The following is a 19865-nucleotide window of genomic DNA, read 5'->3' on the forward strand; positions in this document are numbered from 1 at the left end:
GACCCGACCGTATTTTCGATCCACATGCAGCACACACCCCCACCCGCCTGCAACGGAAGCCTGCCGATCGCGCTCGCTTGAAATTGGCATAATCACGGCCTGCCGTGAGGTTCTCGCGGCCGATGCAACGCAATCATCCGGATACCACCGCAATACCCATGTCGATCGACTCCCCGACCGAAGTGTCGCTACAACATATTCTCGAACGCCCCGGCGATTTCTCCGGGTGGCTTTACCTGCCGCCGATGCCGTGGGCGCTCGATACCGAGGGGGCGTTTTTCGAAGACGTCGATTACGCGAAAGCAGAGGTTGCGCCTGCCATGGCGGCCCAGCCCGGCTGGAAAGTCACGCTGGACAGCGCGACGATCGAGGACATCGTGATCAACGCACACGATCAGGTCGACGAGCCGAGCGTCGCGCAATTGCTCGACGCGTTTGTCTTCTACGTCGAGAACGACGCATTTATCCTGTTTTGACGCCACGCATAGCGAATGCGAACGACGACAGCGATCGAGGAAACAACCATCGGCAACCGTTCACACGTGACGGAAGCGCCGTGCGACGACCCTGCGCAAGCGATCGCGGCCGTCGAACGACTGAACGGCCGCGATCGCTCGACCGTCGCCTTCGACGCGAGCGATGCAACGGTGATGACGATTGGCGGCGGCCACGACGGCCGATACGTCGTCTTCATCGCATCGGAGATCGATGCCGCATTACTGAACCTGACGACGCCCGGAGTGCCGGCGGACGAAACGGTCGAACTCGTGGCGGGCGGCCAGCGAGGCCGCTATCCGGCGCGACAGTGCGTCGACCTCGCGACTGCGACGCAGGCGGCAGCCTATTTTGTATCGACTGGCGGCGCCGATCCGCGGTTATGCTGGCAAGCCGGCTGACCCTCCGCGCGAGGGGAAGGACATGAACATGGCGGACGATTTGGCAGCGCTGCGCGCACAACAGGACGCCGTTTGCGCACGCTACGGCCTGCATGCCGTCGAACCTGAAGACATGGTTGCCGTCGCGATGTCGACGCTCGGGCGCATGCCCGTCTACGGCACGCGCGTCGCACTGTCCGAAGGCGACAACGTCGGATGGTTCTTTCATTGCGGCGAATATTCCGACGCCGCCGACTTCTATCAGCCGTTGCATGCGGCGCACCTGTCGACCTATCTGCCATCGGTTCTACCATATCTATGGTTGCCGGCCGGCGCACGCTTCATCATCGACGATGCCGGCTATGAAGACGTGTGGATGGAGTGAGGCACCGACACGCCGCCGATCTTTTTCAGTTGTTTGGACAAAGCGGGCAGAAGCGAAAAAGGACCGCAAGCGGTCCTTTCACCATGAAGCGTTGCTGAAAAACGCGCGCCTGTTACGGCAACGAAATCGTCAAATTAGCCGATTCCGGCCCAACCTTGATGACTTGCGAATAAGGCGCCAACGCCTGCAGCGTCTTGTCCTTGAGATAAGTATTGAGCCCGAGATACCCGAGTAGCGCCACGAGCGCGAACACGGCCCCGATCGCCCAGACCGGCACCTCGCGCTTGAGTCGATGCGCGATCTGGTCGGGCAGCGGCCAATGCGGCGCGAACGGCGCGCGTTTGCCCTTCATGTGCGCGATCTCGTCGCCGAGCCGCGCGGTGAGATAAGCCAGCTTCTCCGGCCCTTCGAGCAGATACTTGCCCTGGAACCCGAGCAGCAGGCACATATGGAACACCTCGAGCGACTGCAGCCGCGCCGCGCCCTGCGCGCGACATTCCTCGAGATACTGGAAGAATTTCTCGCCGGCGAGCTGTTCGCCGAACAGCACGAGCTGCAGCGGCCGGCGCTCCCAATCCGCGCGGATCTTGAACTGCGACGACAGCACCATTTCGTCGATCGCCGCGCAGAACGCGAACTTCGCGCCGTACACGTCCTCGGCGGCGATGTTCAGCTTCTTCGCGCCGCGCTCGAAATCGGACAGGAATTCCTGGATCCGCGTGCTGAACTCGCTGGCGCTGTCCGGCTCCCGCCCGTTCTTGAGCAGGAACAGCATGAAGAACCCGTCGTACAGCAAATCGAGCAGCGAGCGGGCCTGGAACGCGGAATCCGTCGACGCCGGGCTGTGCAGGGGCGGCGGCACGTTGTCGCCGAACAGGGAAGGCGCGTAGCTCATGATGTGACCGCGATCAGTTCGAATTTCAGGTCATTGATGCCAGTCGGCGCGTAGATCATCGCGGACTGGGCCTGCAGCATGCGCTCGTACAGCGGGCTGCGCGAATCGAGCGCGAAGTAGCACGCGCCGGGGCGCACCGGAATCGCGGGCGGCACCTGCGGCGTGTACGACAGCCGCACGCCGGGCATCGCCGACAGCACGAGCTTGTCGACGTCGTCGGGCGCGCCGACCTTGAAGCGGGCCGGCACCGCATCGACGAGCTCGACGCTCGGCATGTCCGCGGACACCGCCAGATAGAACTCGGTCTTGTCGTCGATCTTGCCGGAATCGAGGCGGCCGAGGTGGAACGACGGGCGCACCTCGTCGAGCGTGATCGCGAAATAGCGCGTCGAGATCACGGTGTCGAGCAGTTCGCGCAGCATCAGGTCGAGACGCGCGAAGCTCGGGCCCGGATCGTCGTGGCGGTACACGGGCAGGTCGGCGAGCGTGTAGCCCTTCGAGAATGTCATCAGCTGGCCCGCGAGGCGCAGCAGTTCCTGGAACAGCCGCTCCGGATGCAGCGCCGCGTGCTGGTGCAGGTGCGCGAGCGTCGCGAACGCGGCATTCGCGGTGTGCAGCAGCCAGAACGATGCGATGTCGCCCGAGCGGAACTCGATGATGTTCTTCGACGGCTCGCGGTGGAAGCCGTACAGCGCGTTCACCTTCGCCTGCAGCGCGTCGACGAGCTGGCGCAGCCGCTGGTGCAGGATCGGCGACGCCTCGATCGCGAGGCACGGCGGCACGAAGCTGTCGTCGATCTCGAAGCCGGACGTCGCGGTGCGGCGCACGCGCACGAGCGGCACGGACAGCAGCTGGTCGCGCGGCTCGCTGTGCGCGATCAGCTTGACCTGCGTCTTCAGGAACGTGATGTCGGCTTCGGCGGCGTCGGTGAAATTGTCGGCGACGCTCGTCTGCTCGCTGACGAACCGCGTCATGAAGCCGGCGGCCGGATCGTCGCTGTAGTTGGTGCCGTTCTCGCGCAGCGGATGCAGCGCGAGATAGAACACGAATTCGTTGATGCCGTCGGGCAACGTATCCAGCGCGATCGGCGGCGGCAGGTCGTCGGCCTGCGGCGCGGCATACAGCGCGCCGTCCGGAAACACGAGCGCGAGGTCGGCTACCCGCAGCACGTTGCTGCCGAGCGCGTCGCGGTCGATGCGCACCGAGCGCACGCCCCAGTTGTACGGCTGGATCGCCTGGATGGACTCGAACAGGCGCGCCTCGTGGTACGCGTCCTGCCGCTGAAAGTGTTGAGGCCGGAGGAACAGCCCTTCCCCCCACAGCACCTTGGCCGAATAACTCATGTCAAATCCGGTTAATGTGGCGTTGCGATGTAATCGATTTGTTCGTGCCCGAATTAAATCGCCAATTGTTAACTCTTGTTAATTGACATTCGTGCGTCATGTTTAACCGCAGGACACCGAAGACAGCATATTCAGCGGCTGCGAAGGCGCACCCTGTTGCGGTGCGATGACCGTGCCGCCGGTGACCGTCATCGCGCAGTTATGCAGGCCGATGATTATGCCGGATTTCTCCGACTTCGCCGGATCGAACGTCAGTTTCCATCGTTGCAGCGCGGGATCGCGGAACAGCGCGACGATACCGAATGCCTGCGCTTCGCGCGACACCTTCTCGGTCGCCGTATAGCGCTGGCCCGGAATCAGCGTGATTTCGCGCACGTTCAGCAGGTCGGCGCCGAGTGCGGCTTTTTCCTTGGTCGGATCGGTAAATGCGTCGAACGGCGCTTGCTGGAACGAGGTCGGGTCTTTCAGCGCATAGAGCCGGACGACGAGCGCGAGCGGCTTGTTGTCGGTCGCGGCGTTCAGGTTCGGCGCGGCGGCCAGCGTCAGCCCGATGTTGCGCGGCGGCTTCTGCGCATCGGGCACCTCGGGCTTGCCGATGCCGGCCGCGGACATCACGGCGCTCGCGGCCGAGCCGAGCAGCGGGGCGGCCGCGCATCCGGCCAGAAGGGCGCAGGCGACCAGCGGCAGCGCGTAGCGAATCATGGACGATCTCATCGTGTTTCCGGCGTGCCGCCTTTATCCCTGTCAAAACTGCCGGGTATTACCACGTTCGCTGCGGGTCCCCGACACTGCACCGTTCAACTATTAAGCACGCTCGCGTCAAGGCGAGCGCTCGGAAATTTTTTCCGCCGCTGGGGCGGCGCGCCGTGCGACCAGTAAAACTTGCGCTTCCCGGCCCGACGAAAAACCGCCGCGAGCCCGCCGCGAGCGGTCATTCGAGGGGGTAGCGCCCGGTTTTAAAAGGAATTACTCTTCACACGACGATTGAATTATGAAAAATTGATCGGTACTATACCCGCGCGCTTCTTGCAAAGCAAAAGAACCAGATTCTCAACGATTTAAAACTCACGCGCCGGTGGATATAACGATGAAAGACCGTCTGTTCGCAAAACTGTCTGGGGTAGTGGTGGCTTGCGGCGTGATCGCCGGCTGTGCGAGCCAGCCTCCCGCGCCGCCGACTGCGGAAGTGTTCAACAAGTCGCTGGCCGATGCGGACGCCGTCGCGAAGGCGGGGGACCAGGACAAGGCGCTCGGCCTGTACCAGCAGCTCGCGAAGTCGGATCCGACGCGCGAGGAGCCGTGGTCGCGCATCGCCCAAATCCAGTTCGCGCAAAACCATTACGGCCAGGCGATCGTCGCCGCGCAGGAAGCGCTGCAGCGCGACGCGACCGATCGCCAGGCGAAGAGCGTGCTGGCCGTCGCCGGCCTGCGGATCGCCACGCAGTCGCTCGGCGAGCTGCGTCAGGATGCGTCGCTCGCGGGCGACGCGAAGTCCGACGCGCAGGCGCTCGCGAAGCAGCTGCGCGACACGCTCGGCGAGTCGGCGCTGTTCCCGCCGGAGCAGCGGGCGCAGACGAGGAAGTACAGCGGCCGCCGTACGGTGCATCGTGCGAAGGCCGGAGCCGCACCGGCCGCGGACACGGCCGCGAGCGCCGCCCCGACTCCGACGCCCCCCGCGGCGCAAAAGGGCAGCGCGGATCCGTTCGGCGCACTGCGCAACTGAAACCGCAACTGACGCGATAACCACAACTAACCTGGGAGCCGTCGAGATGGCCAAGAAAGAAAGCATTCAGAAAAGCTTGCAGAAAATACGGCCGCCGCGCGTCCAGCTGACCTACGAGGTCGAGAAGGGCGATGCGATCGAGGTGAAGGAACTGCCGTTCGTCGTCGGGGTCGTCGGCGATCTGGCGGGCCAGTCCGAAATCGAGCAGCCGAAGCTGCGCGACCGCAAGTTCGTCAATATCGACCGCGACAATTTCGACGACGTGATGAAGGCGATCGAGCCGCGCGCCGCGTTCCAGGTGGAAAACCGCCTGAGCCCGGAAGGCGGCAAGTTCGCGGTCGACCTGAAGTTCCGCTCGCTGTCGGATTTCAGCCCGGACGAAGTCGTCGAACAGGTCGAGCCGCTGCGCCGCCTGCTCGAGGCGCGCTCGAAGCTCGCCGACCTGCGCAACAAGCTCGCCGGCAACGACAAGCTCGAGGATCTGCTGTCCGAGGTGCTGAAGAACACGCAGCAGCTGCAGGAGCTCGCGAAGGGCACCGGCAGCGACAAAGACGGCGAATGACGACGGAGTGTTGAGATGAACCAGCAAACGGCTGCGGCCCAAGCGAGCGGCGCGGAATACGCCGCCGGGACTTCGCTGCTCGACGACATCGTCGAGAAGAGCAAGGTCGCGAAATCCGATTCCGAGCATGCGCGTGCGAAGGACCTGATCGGCGAACTCGTGCACCAGGTGCTCGACGGCACGGTGATCGTGTCGGACAACCTGTCGGCCACGATCGACGCGCGCGTCGCGGAACTCGACCGCCTGATTTCCACGCAGCTTTCCGCCGTGATGCACGCGCCGGAATTCCAGCGCCTCGAAAGCACGTGGCGCGGGCTGGACTATCTGGTCAAGGAAAGCAACACGGGCCAGACGATCAAGATCAAGGCGCTGCACGCGCCGAAGCGCGACCTCGTGCGCGACTTCAAGGGCGCGAGCGAGTTCGACCAGAGCGCGCTGTTCAAGAAGGTCTACGAAGAGGAATTCGGCACGTTCGGCGGCTCGCCGTTCGGTGCGCTGATCGGCGATTACGAGATCTCGCGCCAGCCGGAAGACATGTACTTCATCGAGCAGATGTCGCACGTCGCGGCGGCCGCGCATGCGCCGTTCATCGCGTCGGCGTCGCCGGAGCTGCTCGGCCTGGAGTCGTTCTCCGATCTCGGCAAGCCGCGCGACCTCGGCAAGGTGTTCGACACGGTCGAGTACGCGAAGTGGAAGTCGTTCCGCGACGCCGAGGATTCGCGCTACGTCGGCCTGACGCTGCCGCGCTTTCTCGGCCGGCTGCCGTTCAATCCGAAGGACGGCCAGACCGCGGAGAATTTCAACTTCGTCGAGGACGTCGACGGCACCGATCACGACAAGTACCTGTGGTGCAACGCGGCATGGGCCTTCGCGGCCCGCCTGACGGCCGCGTTCGACGACTTCGGCTGGTGCGCGGCGATCCGCGGCGTCGAAGGCGGCGGCCTCGTCGAGGATCTGCCGACCCACACGTTCAAGACCGACGACGGTGAAGTCGCGCTGAAGTGCCCGACAGAAATCGCGATCACCGATCGCCGCGAGAAGGAGCTGAGCGACCTCGGCTTCATCCCGCTCGTCCATTGCAAGAACTCAGATTACGCCGCGTTCTTCGCCGCGCAGTCGGTGCAAAAGCCGAAAAAGTACAGCACCGACAGCGCGAATGCGAACGCCGTCCTGTCCGCCCAGCTTCAGTACATCTTCTCGGTATCGCGCGTCGCGCATTACCTGAAGGCGATGATGCGGGACAAGATCGGCAGCTTCGCATCGGCGCAGAACGTGGAGACTTTCCTCAACCGGTGGATTTCGCAGTACGTCCTGCTCGACGACAACGCCTCGCAGGAACAGAAAGCGCAATTTCCGCTGCGCGAGGCATCCATACAAGTGTCGGAGATTCCGGGCAAGCCGGGCTCGTATCGTTCGGTCGCGTTCCTGCGCCCGCACTTTCAGCTCGACGAACTCTCGATTTCTCTGCGACTTGTCGCTGATCTGCCCAAACCGGCAAATTCATAAGCGAGTAAATCGCCCGGGCGGGCCGCCTGGGTAGGACGTTAAAACCACCTCTTTGGGGAGTCGAAGGGCCATGTTACATATGCACTTGCAGTTTGGTAGTCCCGCGGTGAAGGGCGAGTCCGCGGACAAGGACCATCAGGGCTGGATCGAACTGAAATCGTGGGATCACTCGATCGTTCAGCCGCGTTCGGCAACCGCATCGACCGCTGGCGGTCACACGATGACGCGTTGCGAGCACGGCGACATGATCTTCACGAAGGAAATCGATTCGTCGAGCCCGCTGCTGTACCAGCACGCTTCGGGCGGTACCACGTTCGACGAAGTGACGGTCCATTTCTCGCGCGCGGACGGTGAAGGCAAGCGCGTGCAGTATCTGGAAGTCAAGCTCAAGTACGTGATCATCTCGAGCATCGCCCCGAGCGTTCGCGAGGAAGGTCTGCCGATCGAGACGTTCTCGCTGAAGTACGCAGCCGTGCAGTGGAAGCAAACCCAGCAGAAGATCGGCGGCAACCAGGGCGGCAACACGCAGGGCGCCTGGAGCCTGACGAAGAACGACAAGACCTACGCGGTCTAAGGTCGGTTGCGGCAACGGGGCGCTCGCGTCCCGTTGCCGTTTTCGCTGTCAACACCGGCCGATGAAACGATTCGAACCCAGTTTTCTCGACAAGCTGTTCGACGACGAACCGCATCTGCCGGCCTCGGCCGCGATGCGGCAATTGTCGCTGGACGAGCTCAAGACCACGGTCGCCCGCGACGTCGAGGCGATCCTCAACACCCGTATCGCGCACACCGAGAACGAGCTGGCCGCGCTGCCGGAATGCCAGAAATCGGTGCTGACCTACGGGCTGAACGATTTCGCGGGGCTGAGCCTCGCGAGCCACTACGATCGCGCGTTCATCTGCAAGTCGATCCAGCAGGCGATCGCGCGCCACGAGCCGCGCCTGCAGCAGGTGCAGGTGACGTTCGAGCTGAACGAGCAGGCCACCAACGCGCTCTATTTCGCGATCCAGGCGTTGCTCGTGGTGCACCCGGCCGAGGAGCCGGTGAATTTCGACGCGATGCTGCAACCGTCGACGCTGCAGTATTCGGTCACGCGCGCACGCGCGGCACGCATGCAGTAAATCAAGCCGCCGAGCGGGCCGGACCGCCCGGTGGTGAATCAGGTCCGGCAGGAAATATTGAGGTTCGGGGTCGTCGATGGAAGAATTGCTGCCGTATTACGAACGCGAATTATCGTTTTTGCGGCGCTATTCGCGAGATTTCGCCGAACGCTATCCGAAGATCGCCGCGCGCCTCGCGCTGTCCGGCGAGCATTGCGAGGATCCGCACGTCGAGCGGATGATCGAGTCGTTCGCGCTGCTCGGCGCGCGCATCAACAAGAAGCTCGACGACGACTACCCGGAATTCACCGAAGCGCTGCTGGAAGTGCTGTATCCGCACTACCTGCGGCCGTTTCCGTCGTGCTCGATCGCGCAGTTCACGCCGGCTTCGCCCGGCCAGCAGACCGAACCGGTCGTGATCGATCGCGGCACCGAGCTGAAGAGCCGCCCGATTCGCGGCGTGCAATGTCGGTTCCGCACCGCCTACGACGTGACGCTTGCGCCGATCCGCATCTCGGAGGCGCGCTATACCCCGGTCGCGCTCGCGCCGAGCGCGACGGTGCTGCCGTCGAATGCGACGGGCGTGATCTCGATCACGTTCGAATCGCTCGCCGCGCAGCTCGATCTCGGTGCGCTGAAGCTGCCGACGCTGCGCGCGCACCTGCACGGCGAGCAGTCGTTCGTCGCCGCGCTGACCGACTGCCTGTTCATCAACGTGCTCGGTGCGTATGTCGAGCCCGAACGCAACGGCCGCTGGACCGCGCTGCGCAAACTGCCGATCGCGCAGGCCGGCTTCGCCGAGGACGACGCGCTGATCGACTATCCGGCGAAGTCGCATCCCGCGTACCGCCTGCTCACCGAGTACTTCGCATTCCCCGACAAGTTCGATTTCGTCGATTTCGACCTCGCGGCGATCGCGCGCGCGTCGGGCCGCTGCCAGCGCGCGACGCTGCATCTCGTGCTGCAGGACGTGCGCGGCGATTCGCACGTCGCGCGCCTGCTCGAGCTGCTGACGGCGAGCCATTTCCGGCTGTTCTGCACGCCGATCGTCAACCTGTTCCGCCAGCATGGCGAGCCGATCCGCATCACGCACCGCGCGGTGTCGTATCCGGTGATCGCCGAGGCGCGGCGCGCGTTCGCGTACGAGGTGTATTCGATCGACTCGGTGAAGCTCGTCCGGCAGCAGGCGCACGAGGAATCGGTGATCGAGTTCCGGCCGTTCTATTCGCTGCATCACGGCGAATCGGCGCGGATCGGCCACTACTGGTTCGCGCGCCGCAACGACTGGGTCGCGCAGAAGAGCCCCGGCTACGAAACCGAGATCTCGATCGTCGACATCGACTTCGAGCCGACGTCGCCGCAGACCGACACGCTGAGCCTCGACCTCACCTGCACGAACCGCGACCTGCCTTCGATGCTCGCGTTCGGCCTCGAAGGCGGCGATCTGTTCCAGGAGGGCGGCGCGCAGACGAGCGGCATCTCGCTGCTGCGCCGGCCGACGCAGAGCGTGCGCTTCGAGCGCGGCCGCGCCGCGCACTGGCGGCTCGTGTCGCATCTCGCGCTCAACCACGTGTCGCTCGTCGCGCACGGCCTCGCGCCGCTGAAGGAAATGCTGACGCTGTACGACCTGCGGCGCACGGCCGTGTCGATGCGCCAGATCGACGGCCTGGCCGGCGTCGAACAGCGCGGCGCGGTGCAGTGGCTGCCCGGCAAGCCGTTCACGACCTTCGTGCGCGGCATCGAGATCCGGCTGACGATCGACGAGGAGCACTTCGTCGGCGCGAGCCTCGCGTCGTTCGTGCGAGTGCTCGACAGCTTCTTCGGGCTGTACGTCCACCTCAACAGTTTCGTTCAATTGGTCGTCGTGTCGAAGCGCACCGGCGAGGAGATCATCCGATGCAAGCCCCGAACCGGCGAATCGATCCTGGCGTAGTCGACGCGCTGCTCGACGAGCCGCACCGCTTCGAGTTCTTCCAGGCGGTGCGCGTGCTCGAAGGGCTGTTCGCGCGGCAGGCGTCGGATGCCCCCGGCGCGTGGCGGCAGGGCGACGTGGTCGCGCAGCGCATCGAATTCCGCAACACGCTGTCGCTCGGCTTCCCGCCGAGCGAGATCGAAGGCGCGCGCTCGTTCGACGACGGCGGCGCGCCGCTGAACTCGGGCGAGCAGCGCGGCGCCGCGCTGGCCGCCGGCGAGCTCGGCCGCGTCGAGCTGACGCCCGCGTTCTTCGGGCTGCTCGGCGGGCAGGGCGCGCTGCCGCTGCACTACACCGAGCAGATCGTCGCGCGCGAGCATCTGCGGCGCGACCACGCGGCGCGCGCGTTCTTCGACGTGTTCTCGAACCGCGCGGCCGCGCTGTTCTACGCGGCGTGGAAGAAATACCGGCTGCCGTTCCATTACGAACTCGACCGCGACGAGCGCTATCTGCCGCTGTTGCTCGCGATCGCGGGCGTGCCGAGCGACGAGGTGCGCGACAGCCTCGCGGCCGGCCCGGGCGGCGTGCTCGACGAGGCCGTGGCCGGCTACGCGCTCGCCGCGCGGCACCGGCCGATGTCGGCCGCCTATCTGCAGCGCACGCTGTCCGACTACTTCCGCGTGCCGGTGAAGATCGACCAGTTCGTCGGCAAGTGGTACGACGTGCCGCCCGATCAGCTGAGCGTGCTCGGCGAAGTCAACGCGGTGCTCGGCGCGACGGCGCTCGTCGGCGAGCGCGTGTGGCAGCGCGACATGCGCGCGCGGATCGTCGTCGGCCCGCTGTCCAAGCGCGACTACGAGGCGTTCCTGCCCGGCGGCGCGCACGCCGTCGCGCTCGAGCGAATGCTGACGCTGCTCGCCGGCGTCACGCTCGAGTACGAGGTGAAGCTCGTGCTGAAACGCACGGAAGTCGGCGCGAGCGTGCTCGGCGCGGGCTCGCGGCTCGGCTGGGACGCGTTCCTCTGCACGCGCGACGCGGCCGAGGACCGGTCCGATGCCCGCTACGAACTGCACGTGATTCACTGATCCCGAACGACAACAAACACGCAAACGAACCTGAGACCGACGCCATGAGCACGCCTCTGAAGACCCTGATCACGAAACTGAACCCGCTGTGCCGGCACGCGACCGAGCGCGCGGCGAGCGCGTGCCTGGCACGCGGCCACTACGAGGTCGATCTGGAGCACCTGTTCCTCGCGCTGCTCGACGAGGCGACGGGCGATCTGCCGCTCGCGCTGCGCGCGAGCCGCGTCGATCCGCACGCGCTGCACGCCGATCTCGAACGCGAACTCACGCGCCTGAAGACGGGCAACACGCGCACGCCGGTGTTCTCCGTCCATCTGATCGCGCTGTTCGAGCAGGCATGGCTGATCGCGTCGCTCGATTCGCAGCTCGGCCGCATCCGCTCGGGGCACCTGTTGCTCGCGCTGCTGACCGCGCCAGATCTCGCGCAGTTCGCGCAACGGATGTCGTCGCGGTTCGCGGAAATGAACGTGACGGACCTGAAGCACAAGTTCGACGAAATCATGGCCGGCTCGAGCGAAGCCGAGCCGCGCCAGGCGGACGACGACGGCAGCGACGTCGCGCCGGCCGCCGACGGCATGGCGCCCGCGGCCGGCCCGTCGAAGACGCCCGCGCTCGACACGTACACGACCAACCTCACGCAGCGCGCGCGCGACGGCAAGATCGATCCGGTGATCGGCCGCGAAGCGGAGATCCGCCAGGCGATCGACATCCTGATGCGCCGCCGCCAGAACAACCCGATCATGACCGGCGAGGCTGGCGTCGGCAAAACGGCGGTCGTCGAAGGGCTCGCGCTGCGCATCGCGGCCGACGACGTGCCGCCGCCGTTGCGCGGCGTCGCGCTGCACGTGCTCGACATGGGGCTGCTGCAGGCCGGCGCGAGCGTGAAGGGCGAGTTCGAGAACCGGCTGAAGAGCGTGATCGACGAGGTGAAGAAGAGCGCGCACCCGATCATCCTGTTCATCGACGAGGCGCACACGATCATCGGCGCGGGCGGCCAGGCCGGCCAGAACGATGCGGCGAACCTGCTGAAACCGGCGCTCGCGCGCGGCGAGCTGCGCACGATCGCCGCGACGACGTGGAGCGAATACAAGAAGTACTTCGAGAAGGATGCGGCGCTCGCGCGGCGATTCCAGGTGGTGAAGGTCGAGGAGCCGAGCGAGCCGCTCGCGGCCGCGATGCTGCGCGGGATGTCGGGCCTGATGGAGAAGCATTTCAACGTGCGGATCCTCGACGATGCGATCACCGAGGCCGTGCGCCTGTCGCACCGCTACATCAGCGGCCGCCAATTGCCGGACAAGGCGATCAGCGTGCTCGACACCGCATGCGCGAAGGTCGCGCTCGCGCACAGCGCGACGCCGGCCGCGATCGACGACACGAAGAAGCGCATCGAGCGCATCGATGCGGAAATCGCGTCGCTGGCGCGCGAGGCGGCGGGCGGCGCGGCGCACGACGAGCGGCTCGGCGAGTTGCGCGCCGCGCGCGACGCGGCCCTCGAACAACTGGCGAAGGATGAAGAACGCTACGAAGCCGAGCGCGTGATCGTCGCCGAGATCACCGAGCTGCGCGACACGCTCGACAAGGCGCGCGGCCCGTCGGAAGACGGCGAACCGGTCGATGTGCACGCCACGCGCGAGAAGCTGGCCGAACGCGTCGCCGCGCTGCACGCGCTGCAGGGCGGCGAGCCGATGGTGCCGCTGCAGGTGGACGGCCATGTCGTCGCCGAGATCGTCGCCGCGTGGACGGGCATCCCGCTCGGCCGGATGGTGAAGGACGAGATCGACACCGTGCTGAACCTGCAGCCGCTGCTCGCCGCGCGCGTGATCGGGCAGGACCATGCATTGGAGGCGATCGCGCAGCGCGTGCGCACCGCGACCGCGAACCTCGAGGATCCGAACAAGCCGCGCGGCGTGTTCATGTTCGTCGGGCCGTCGGGCGTCGGCAAGACCGAGACGGCGCTGGCGCTGGCAGACATCCTGTACGGCGGCGAGCGCAAGATGGTCACGATCAACATGAGCGAGTACCAGGAAGCGCACAGCGTGTCGGGCCTGAAGGGCTCGCCGCCGGGCTACGTCGGTTACGGCGAGGGCGGCGTGCTGACCGAGGCCGTGCGCCGCAACCCGTATTCCGTCGTGCTGCTCGACGAGGTCGAGAAGGCGCACCCCGACGTGCTCGAGATGTTCTTCCAGGTGTTCGACAAGGGCACGATGGACGACGCGGAAGGGCGCGAGATCGACTTCCGCAACACGCTGATCATCCTGACGTCGAACGTCGGCTCGGCCGCGGTGATGCAGGCGTGCCTGAACAAGCCGGCCGAGGAGCTGCCCGATCCGGACGCGCTCGCCGAGACGCTCCGTCCGCAGCTGTACAAGACCTTCAAGCCGGCGTTCCTCGGCCGGATGAAGGTCGTGCCGTACTATCCGATCTCCGACGACGTGCTGGCCGAGATCATCGAGCTGAAGCTCGAACGCATCCGGCGCCGGATCGACGCGAACCACAAGGCCGCGTTCGAATGGGACGAGTCGCTCGTCGACGCGGTGCTCGCGCGCTGCACCGAGGTCGATTCGGGCGCCCGCAACGTCGACCACATCCTGAACGGCACGCTGCTGCCGGAGATCGCGGGCCACGTGCTCGGCCGGATCGCCGACGGCGCGGCCATCGCGCGCATCGCGGTGCGCGCGGACGAGGCCGGCGAATTCGCGTACACCGTCGAATGAGCGCGGCCGCGCCCAGTCAAGCATTGATGAACTGACCGAACCATGCCGATCAATCTCCCCGAGCTGCTGACGCCGATCAGCGATGCGTCGCCCAGCGGCGACGACCTGCTGTTTTCGAACGAATTCGACGCGATCCAGGACGCGCGGCGCTACGACGACCCGACGCTCGACCAGGGCGAATGGGTGACCGAGATCAAGGAGGCCGACTGGGGCTTCGTCGTCGACCATGCGGGCGAACTGCTGCGCACGCGCACGAAGGACCTGCGGCTCGCCGTATGGCTGACCGAGGCGCTCGCGCTCGAGGACGGCATCACGGGCCTCACCGAAGGCTATGCGCTGCTCGAGGGCCTGTGCCGCGACTTCTGGGACACCTTCCACCCGCTGCCCGAGGACGACGACATCGAGCACCGGCTCGGCAACGTCGCGTGGCTGTCCGGCCGCACGGCCGAGCTGCTGCGCGCGGTGCCGCTGACGGACGGCGCGTCGAACGCGTTCAGCACGCTCGACTGGGAAGTCGCGCAGCACGTCGCGCAGGCGATCAGGCGCGACCCCGAACACGCGGACGACATCGCGCGCGGCAAACCGTCGATCGAGCAGATCGATGCGTCGCGGCGCGTGACGTCGATCGCGTTCTACACGGCGCTGCTGGCGAACCTGAAGGCGTTCGAATTCGCGCTCGATGCATTCGAGGAGCGGCTCGTCGAGCGTGCGGGCGATTCGGCGCCGAGCTTCCGGCAGGCGCGCGATGCGTTCGAGACCGTGTACCGGCTCGCCGAGCGCTTCGCGCGCGAACAGGGTTATACGGGCAGCGCGCCGCACACGCAGGCGGCGCCGCAGGCGCAGCCCGAACGCATCGAGCCGGTGTTCGGCCAGCCGATCCAGACCGAGGAGACTCACGTGCAGCAGCAGACCGCTTCGCGTCCTCCGGTGACGCAGACGATCGCCGGCATCCAGAACCGCGCGCAGGCCGTCGACCAGTTGCGCGCGGTGGCGCGCTATTTCCGCCAGACCGAGCCGCACAGCCCGGTCGCGTATCTCGCCGACAAGGCGGCCGAATGGGCCGACATGCCGCTGCACAAGTGGCTCGAGAGCGTCGTGAAGGACGACGGCTCGCTGTCGCATATTCGTGAGCTGCTGGGGGTGCGGCCCGACGAGCAGTCGTGAAGGACCGTTGTTTGACCTGAGAGCGCGGGCCCGGCGGGCTCGTGATGAACGAGAAGAAGGGTGACGCATGAACGTGACCGAACTGGCACAGGCGATTCGTGGTGGCCTGATCCAGCAGGATCGGCTGCTGAAGACGGACATCCCGTCGCTGCCGAACAATGCGCTCGTGCCGCGCCGGGCCGTAACCCGTTCGAAACTCGGCCGTGATTTCAGCGTAACGCTCGATTTGGTGTCCACCGCGAGCGACGTCGAGCTCAAGACGCTGATCGCGCAGCCGATCACGCTGTGGATCCAGCGGGCGGACAAGTCGTATCTGCCGATCAACGGTTATATCCACACGGCGCGGCGGCTCGGCGCCGACGGCAGCCTGTCGAGTTACCAGCTGAGCTTCGCGTCGTGGATGCACTTCCTCAAGTTCCGCAGCGACATGCGGTACTGGCAGGACCAGCCGGTCGACGCGATTCTCGCCGACGTGTTCGACATGCATCCGCAGGCCAGGGGGCGATACCAGTTCGCGTTGTCGAAACCGTTGCCGTCCCGTTCGTACTGCCGCCAGAGCGAAACCGACTGGAACTTCGTGCATCGGCTGATGGAGGACGAAGGGCTGTTTGGCTTCTGGCGGCACAGTGAAGACGGGAAGGCGCATACGTTCGTCATCACCGACGATTTGCATACGGTCGACGCGCTGTCGCCGAATACCGTCAGGTTCGATCGTTCTGGCAGCGGCACCGAGACTGCCGGTTTCACGCAATGGACCGCGTCGCGGACGTTGCAAAGCACGTTGCACACGACGCGCACGTTCGACTACAAATCGCCGTCGGCGGCGGGCAATCCGAACGGCACGTCGCTGCCGACGAAGGCTGATCAGGGCGACCTGCCGGGTCAGGCGGAAATCTACGAATACACCGGCGCGTACACGTATTCGGGCCAGGACCGCGGCGAACACTTGTCGAAGATTCGCCTCGAGGAATGGGAATCACGTGCGAAGCGTTTCTTCGGCGTGGGCGGCGTGCGTTCGATTGACGCCGGCCGGCGTTTCACCCTCGTCGATCATCCGGAGCACGACCGCGATGCGGCGAGCGACCGCGAGTTCGCGGCCATCGGCGTCACGCGTTACATCGAGAACAATCTGCCGGTCTCGGATCACGAAGCGAGCTTCCCTCATAGCTTGCAGGCCGAGCTGGCCCAGGTGAAGGCTGGTCGCGGGGAAGTGGCGGCGTTCGAGGTCGGGCATGACGACGGCTCGGCCGGTTTCTATCTCGTCGAGGTCGAGGCGCAGCGCGCGAGCGTGCCGTATCGGAGCCCGTTCGAGCATCGGAAGCCCGAGATGCAACTCGAGACGGCGATCGTCGTGGGCCCGAAGGGCGAAGAGGTCTATACGGATGAACTGAACCGGATCAAGGTCATGTTCGTGTGGGACCGGCAGAGCGAAGGCCGAGAGACGGCATCGTGCTGGATGCGCGTCGTGCAGTCGGATACCGGTGGCGGTTACGGCGGTGTGCATATTCCACGCGTCGGCGAGGAAGTGCTGATCGGCTATATCGGTGGCGACTGCGACCGGCCGATCGTCATGCATCGTGTCTACAACGGTGTTGCCAAGCCGCAATGGCATAGCGACGGGATCCTGTCGGGCTTCCGGTCGAAGGAATATGCGGGATCGGGGCACAACGAGATGGTGCTCGACGACGCGACCGGGCAGAACCGCGCGCGCCTGTTCAGCAGCAGCGGGAATTCGCTGCTTCATCTCGGCTATCTGATCGAGCAAAACGGGAATACGCGCGGTGCGTATCTTGGCTCCGGTTTCGATCTGCGCACGGATGCGTACGGTGCGATGCGTGCCGGGCAAGGCCTGTACGTGACGACGCATCCGAAGCGGGCGAACAGTCAGCCGCTGGACGTGAGTGAAGCGAAGCAGCAGCTTGCCAATGCGGAAGGATTGATCGAGTCGATGTCGCAGGTCAGCGAAATGCATCAGGCGGAGAGTCTCGGCGCGGGGCACGACGCGCTGAAGCAATTTACTGACGCGACACAGAACAGCGTGGCGGGCGCGACGACCGGCGGCGGCAGGACCGCAGGCGGCGGGACGGGCAACGCGAATGCGTTCAAGGAGCCGGTGATGCTGTTCGCGAGCCCGGCGGGGATCGGGGTGGCGTCGCAGCAGTCGGTGCATGTGGCCAGCGACCGGCAGACCAATATCGTCAGTGGGCAGAGCACGTTCATCACCAGCGGGAAATCGCTGATCGCCGGCATCCGGGATCGCATCAGCCTGTTCGCGCAGAATGCCGGGATGAAGCTGCTCGCCGGGAAGGGCAAGGTCGAAGTCCAGGCGCACATGGACAACGTCGAACTCACGGCGCAGAAGACCGTGAAGGTGATGGCGGCGACAGAGGCTGTCGACGTGGCTGCGAAGCGGGAGATATTGCTGACGTCGGGTGGCGCTTACATCCGGATCAAGGGCGGCAAAATCGAGCTTCACGCGCCAGGGAAAGTCGATTTCAAGGGGGCGCAGCACCAGTTCAGCGGACCGACGAGCATGCAGTATCCGTTGCCCGCGATGCCGGGCGGCACGTGCAAGCAATGCGTGCTGAACGCGCACAGCGGTCGTGAGTCGATGGTCGAGGCGGATTGATGGACGAAGTCAACGATACGGGCGACCGGAACGACTCGGTCGGCGCGAGCGAAGCGGCTGACGCGGAACCGAATCCACGCGAGCTGGAGTGGCCGGCGTTTCTCGAGACGCTGAAGGCTTCGGTCGCGCGTACGGACGACGCTGGGAATTCGATGCGGCTTTACGTACTCGTCGATACGCGCGGTTATCAGGAGTTGGATGTGCAGCTCGCGGCAGTGCCCCGCCTGCGCTATGCGTCGCTTTGGACGGATACCGGGCTCGATGCTTATACGGATATCGCGCCGTACCTGATCGCGTTCGATCGCGACGCGATCAACGACGAGAACGCCGAGCAGTATCGGCTGCTGCGCCAGCTGTGGTTGGAGGCGGTCGACCTGCATGCGGTGACGTGGCTGTGGTCGACGTGGTCGTTCGATGCGCTCGATCAGCATTTGCGCCAGTACGTGCAGTACAGGCTGCCCAACGGCCGCGCGTACTACCTCTTCTTTTTCGACAACCATGTACTGGGGCGACTTCGACAGGTGTGGCGCGATACGCAGGCGCAGCGGTTCGTCGCGCCGTTCGGCGAGATCCGGTATCGCGACAGGCGGCTGAGCGAAGTCGTGTGGCGCAATGACATGCACGCGAATGAAGGTGCGGTACCGGTCGGTGATGCGCCGGGTCTCGACGAGCAGCAGCATGCGCGACTGATCGAGCTCGGGTATCCGGACAAGCTCGTGCTGAAGTTCCGCGAGACGATGGGGGCGATGGTTGATCACATGTCCGATGCGGAACTGCATGATCGAGTAGCCGAGCAACTCGATCGCGCTGCCGCGCACGGGATTGCCGAAGAAGCGGGGTTGCAGTGCTACGTGATGTCGGGCGTGCTGGTTGCGCCGCGGTTCGACGAGCATCCGGTCGTGAAGTCGTGTCTCGAGGCCGCTTCGCGCGGAGAAACGAGCGTGGATGCGGCACTGGCCTCGATCGACGATGCGACGTGGGACGCGATTCGCGATGCGCACGAGCGGGGATTGCTGGAGGCGCGTAGTGACGTGGCGTAGGTTCGGGCTCGTGGCGGGTATGCTGGCAGTCGTTTGGTGCTTGAGCGCGTGCGGCAAGTCGGAGCCGGTGTATAGCGGAGTCTCGGTTATTGCCCACAACTATCTGCCGTACAACCTCGACGGATTCTCGATCACTGATGCGTATGGAAATAAGGCACTTGGGGGAAACAGCCTGCCGGGCGGCGGGGGCGGGGTGACCTGTTGCTACAAACTCGAAGGCACAGAATTCGTCGTCAAATGGAGTTATGTCGACGTCGACCAGTGGCACAAAGGTAACGAGGAAACCCTGCACGCCGAGGCAACGGTTGCGATGTTGCCGACTCGGGTTCCGGAAAAGATCGGCGATCGAATTATCGAGGTGCACTTTTACCCGGATCGTCACGTCGAGCTGCAATTTCCCGGTGCGCTGGTGGGCACGTCGCGCATTCCGATGATCGATGTGTCGCGCTGGATGTCCAGCCGCTACCAGAACGAATTGAACCGGAGGTACGACGAACGCGAAGATCAGCAGTTTCGACGCATCGTTCGTGTCGTAGCGATGGCATGGTTGAAATACCGACTCACGGATCTCGATGATCTCAAGCAGTACGCTTACTACGACTTGCTTGTGAACAGCCGGTTCGATTCGCATCCGGCGGTCCAGCACGTACTGCAGACTGCTGCCGGCAAGCCGGGGATGTTCGCGAAATCGATGCGGTCATTGCCGAAGGGGGTGTGGTCAGCGCTGGTAAGCGATAGCTTCGCGCCAGTGGCTGTTCCGGTCGTTCCGGACGGATTGTTACCGCCGCCGCGTGTGCCAGAGGTGCTGCATGGCTGAGTCGGGTGCGCTCGCTCGGGATTAAGGGTAGGCACCTACCGCGCATCGCACGCCGGACTGCAGTTGAGTTGTGCGCGAAGGCGATCAGTCGCAGATGCACAACAGGCGCTTGCTC

Annotated in this window: 18 protein-coding genes; 15 read left to right on the forward strand and 3 right to left on the reverse strand. The window is 65.1% G+C overall.

Features of this window, described 5'->3' with window-relative positions; translation table 11 throughout:
* Positions 1-158: 158 nt before the first annotated feature.
* The 3 genes from CFB35_RS01905 to CFB35_RS01915 are packed head-to-tail and all read left to right on the forward strand — an operon-like array spanning position 159 to position 1260.
* Complete coding sequence (locus CFB35_RS01905) at positions 159-476, forward strand: hypothetical protein (protein WP_089464500.1); 318 nt, start codon at positions 159-161, stop codon at positions 474-476.
* Between the two features lie 15 nt (positions 477-491).
* Complete coding sequence (locus CFB35_RS01910; RefSeq protein WP_089464501.1) at positions 492-896, forward strand: Imm1 family immunity protein; 405 nt, start codon at positions 492-494, stop codon at positions 894-896.
* Positions 847-1260, forward strand: a complete 414-nt coding sequence (locus tag CFB35_RS01915; RefSeq protein WP_226094288.1) for a hypothetical protein — start codon at positions 847-849, stop codon at positions 1258-1260. The genes CFB35_RS01910 and CFB35_RS01915 overlap by 50 nt, the downstream gene beginning before the upstream one ends.
* A gap of 112 nt (positions 1261-1372) precedes the next feature.
* Here the strand turns inward: CFB35_RS01915 and icmH are convergent, their stop codons facing one another.
* The 3 genes from icmH to tssJ all read right to left on the reverse strand — a co-directional run bounded on the left by icmH (position 1373) and on the right by tssJ (position 4212).
* A complete protein-coding gene (gene icmH, locus CFB35_RS01920; RefSeq protein ID WP_059577187.1) occupies positions 1373-2155 on the reverse strand; it encodes a type IVB secretion system protein IcmH/DotU in 783 nt (260 codons plus the stop codon).
* Positions 2152-3498: a type VI secretion system baseplate subunit TssK gene (gene tssK, locus CFB35_RS01925; protein ID WP_059577185.1), complete on the reverse strand. Its 1347-nt coding sequence runs from the start codon at positions 3496-3498 to the stop codon at positions 2152-2154. Before tssK ends, icmH begins: the two co-directional genes overlap by 4 nt.
* A 102-nt stretch (positions 3499-3600) precedes the next feature.
* The gene (gene tssJ / locus CFB35_RS01930) at positions 3601-4212 is read right to left on the reverse strand and encodes a type VI secretion system lipoprotein TssJ (protein ID WP_059577183.1); all 612 of its coding nucleotides are present in this window, start codon (positions 4210-4212) and stop codon (positions 3601-3603) included.
* Positions 4213-4585: 373 nt separating this feature from the next.
* Between tssJ and CFB35_RS01935 the strand changes: the two genes are divergently transcribed.
* The 12 genes from CFB35_RS01935 (at position 4586) to CFB35_RS01990 (ending at position 19750) form a co-directional block, all read left to right on the forward strand.
* Positions 4586-5221 (forward strand): M48 family metallopeptidase, encoded by a 636-nt coding sequence (locus CFB35_RS01935; RefSeq protein ID WP_059577181.1) that lies wholly within the window; start codon positions 4586-4588, stop codon positions 5219-5221.
* Between the two features lie 46 nt (positions 5222-5267).
* Positions 5268-5783, forward strand: a complete 516-nt coding sequence (gene tssB / locus CFB35_RS01940; protein ID WP_027783377.1) for a type VI secretion system contractile sheath small subunit — start codon at positions 5268-5270, stop codon at positions 5781-5783.
* A 15-nt stretch (positions 5784-5798) separates the two neighbouring features.
* On the forward strand, positions 5799-7289 hold the full coding sequence (gene tssC, locus CFB35_RS01945) for a type VI secretion system contractile sheath large subunit (protein ID WP_006484397.1): 1491 nt from the start codon (positions 5799-5801) through the stop codon (positions 7287-7289).
* A gap of 70 nt (positions 7290-7359) precedes the next feature.
* Positions 7360-7863 (forward strand): type VI secretion system tube protein Hcp, encoded by a 504-nt coding sequence (locus CFB35_RS01950; RefSeq protein WP_059449787.1) that lies wholly within the window; start codon positions 7360-7362, stop codon positions 7861-7863.
* Between the two features lie 61 nt (positions 7864-7924).
* On the forward strand, positions 7925-8410 hold the full coding sequence (tssE, locus tag CFB35_RS01955; RefSeq protein WP_034183677.1) for a type VI secretion system baseplate subunit TssE: 486 nt from the start codon (positions 7925-7927) through the stop codon (positions 8408-8410).
* 76 nt (positions 8411-8486) lie between these two features.
* On the forward strand, positions 8487-10322 hold the full coding sequence (gene tssF, locus CFB35_RS01960) for a type VI secretion system baseplate subunit TssF (protein WP_089464502.1): 1836 nt from the start codon (positions 8487-8489) through the stop codon (positions 10320-10322).
* Positions 10286-11386, forward strand: a complete 1101-nt coding sequence (gene tssG / locus CFB35_RS01965; protein ID WP_089464503.1) for a type VI secretion system baseplate subunit TssG — start codon at positions 10286-10288, stop codon at positions 11384-11386. The genes tssF and tssG overlap by 37 nt, the downstream gene beginning before the upstream one ends.
* Before the next feature lie 44 nt (positions 11387-11430).
* Complete coding sequence (gene tssH / locus CFB35_RS01970; RefSeq protein WP_089464504.1) at positions 11431-14100, forward strand: type VI secretion system ATPase TssH; 2670 nt, start codon at positions 11431-11433, stop codon at positions 14098-14100.
* Positions 14101-14142: 42 nt separating this feature from the next.
* The gene (gene tssA / locus CFB35_RS01975; protein ID WP_059577172.1) at positions 14143-15264 is read left to right on the forward strand and encodes a type VI secretion system protein TssA; all 1122 of its coding nucleotides are present in this window, start codon (positions 14143-14145) and stop codon (positions 15262-15264) included.
* A 67-nt stretch (positions 15265-15331) separates the two neighbouring features.
* Entirely contained in the window at positions 15332-17893 is a 2562-nt protein-coding gene (locus CFB35_RS01980) for a type VI secretion system Vgr family protein (RefSeq protein WP_089464505.1), read from the forward strand.
* Entirely contained in the window at positions 17893-18933 is a 1041-nt protein-coding gene (locus CFB35_RS01985) for a DUF4123 domain-containing protein (RefSeq protein WP_059577166.1), read from the forward strand. Before CFB35_RS01980 ends, CFB35_RS01985 begins: the two co-directional genes overlap by 1 nt.
* A 19-nt stretch (positions 18934-18952) precedes the next feature.
* Positions 18953-19750, forward strand: coding sequence for a hypothetical protein (locus tag CFB35_RS01990; RefSeq protein WP_167351602.1), 798 nt, complete (start codon positions 18953-18955; stop codon positions 19748-19750).
* Positions 19751-19865 lie beyond the last annotated feature (115 nt).

Source organism: Burkholderia sp. AU16482, assembly GCF_002223285.1.
Lineage (GTDB): Bacteria > Pseudomonadota > Gammaproteobacteria > Burkholderiales > Burkholderiaceae > Burkholderia > Burkholderia semiarida.

Coding starts and splice junctions, on each gene's coding strand:
- CFB35_RS01905 (WP_089464500.1), top strand. CDS start 159: ATGTCGATCGACTCCCCGACCGAAGTGTCGCTACAACATATTCTCGAA.
- CFB35_RS01910 (WP_089464501.1), top strand. CDS start 492: ATGCGAACGACGACAGCGATCGAGGAAACAACCATCGGCAACCGTTCA.
- tssK (WP_059577185.1), bottom strand. CDS start 3,498: ATGAGTTATTCGGCCAAGGTGCTGTGGGGGGAAGGGCTGTTCCTCCGG.
- icmH (WP_059577187.1), bottom strand. CDS start 2,155: ATGAGCTACGCGCCTTCCCTGTTCGGCGACAACGTGCCGCCGCCCCTG.
- tssF (WP_089464502.1), top strand. CDS start 8,487: ATGGAAGAATTGCTGCCGTATTACGAACGCGAATTATCGTTTTTGCGG.
- CFB35_RS01990 (WP_167351602.1), top strand. CDS start 18,953: ATGCTGGCAGTCGTTTGGTGCTTGAGCGCGTGCGGCAAGTCGGAGCCG.
- tssC (WP_006484397.1), top strand. CDS start 5,799: ATGAACCAGCAAACGGCTGCGGCCCAAGCGAGCGGCGCGGAATACGCC.
- tssH (WP_089464504.1), top strand. CDS start 11,431: ATGAGCACGCCTCTGAAGACCCTGATCACGAAACTGAACCCGCTGTGC.
- tssE (WP_034183677.1), top strand. CDS start 7,925: ATGAAACGATTCGAACCCAGTTTTCTCGACAAGCTGTTCGACGACGAA.
- tssG (WP_089464503.1), top strand. CDS start 10,286: ATGCAAGCCCCGAACCGGCGAATCGATCCTGGCGTAGTCGACGCGCTG.
- CFB35_RS01935 (WP_059577181.1), top strand. CDS start 4,586: ATGAAAGACCGTCTGTTCGCAAAACTGTCTGGGGTAGTGGTGGCTTGC.
- tssJ (WP_059577183.1), bottom strand. CDS start 4,212: ATGAGATCGTCCATGATTCGCTACGCGCTGCCGCTGGTCGCCTGCGCC.
- CFB35_RS01950 (WP_059449787.1), top strand. CDS start 7,360: ATGTTACATATGCACTTGCAGTTTGGTAGTCCCGCGGTGAAGGGCGAG.
- CFB35_RS01980 (WP_089464505.1), top strand. CDS start 15,332: ATGAACGTGACCGAACTGGCACAGGCGATTCGTGGTGGCCTGATCCAG.
- tssA (WP_059577172.1), top strand. CDS start 14,143: ATGCCGATCAATCTCCCCGAGCTGCTGACGCCGATCAGCGATGCGTCG.
- tssB (WP_027783377.1), top strand. CDS start 5,268: ATGGCCAAGAAAGAAAGCATTCAGAAAAGCTTGCAGAAAATACGGCCG.
- CFB35_RS01985 (WP_059577166.1), top strand. CDS start 17,893: ATGGACGAAGTCAACGATACGGGCGACCGGAACGACTCGGTCGGCGCG.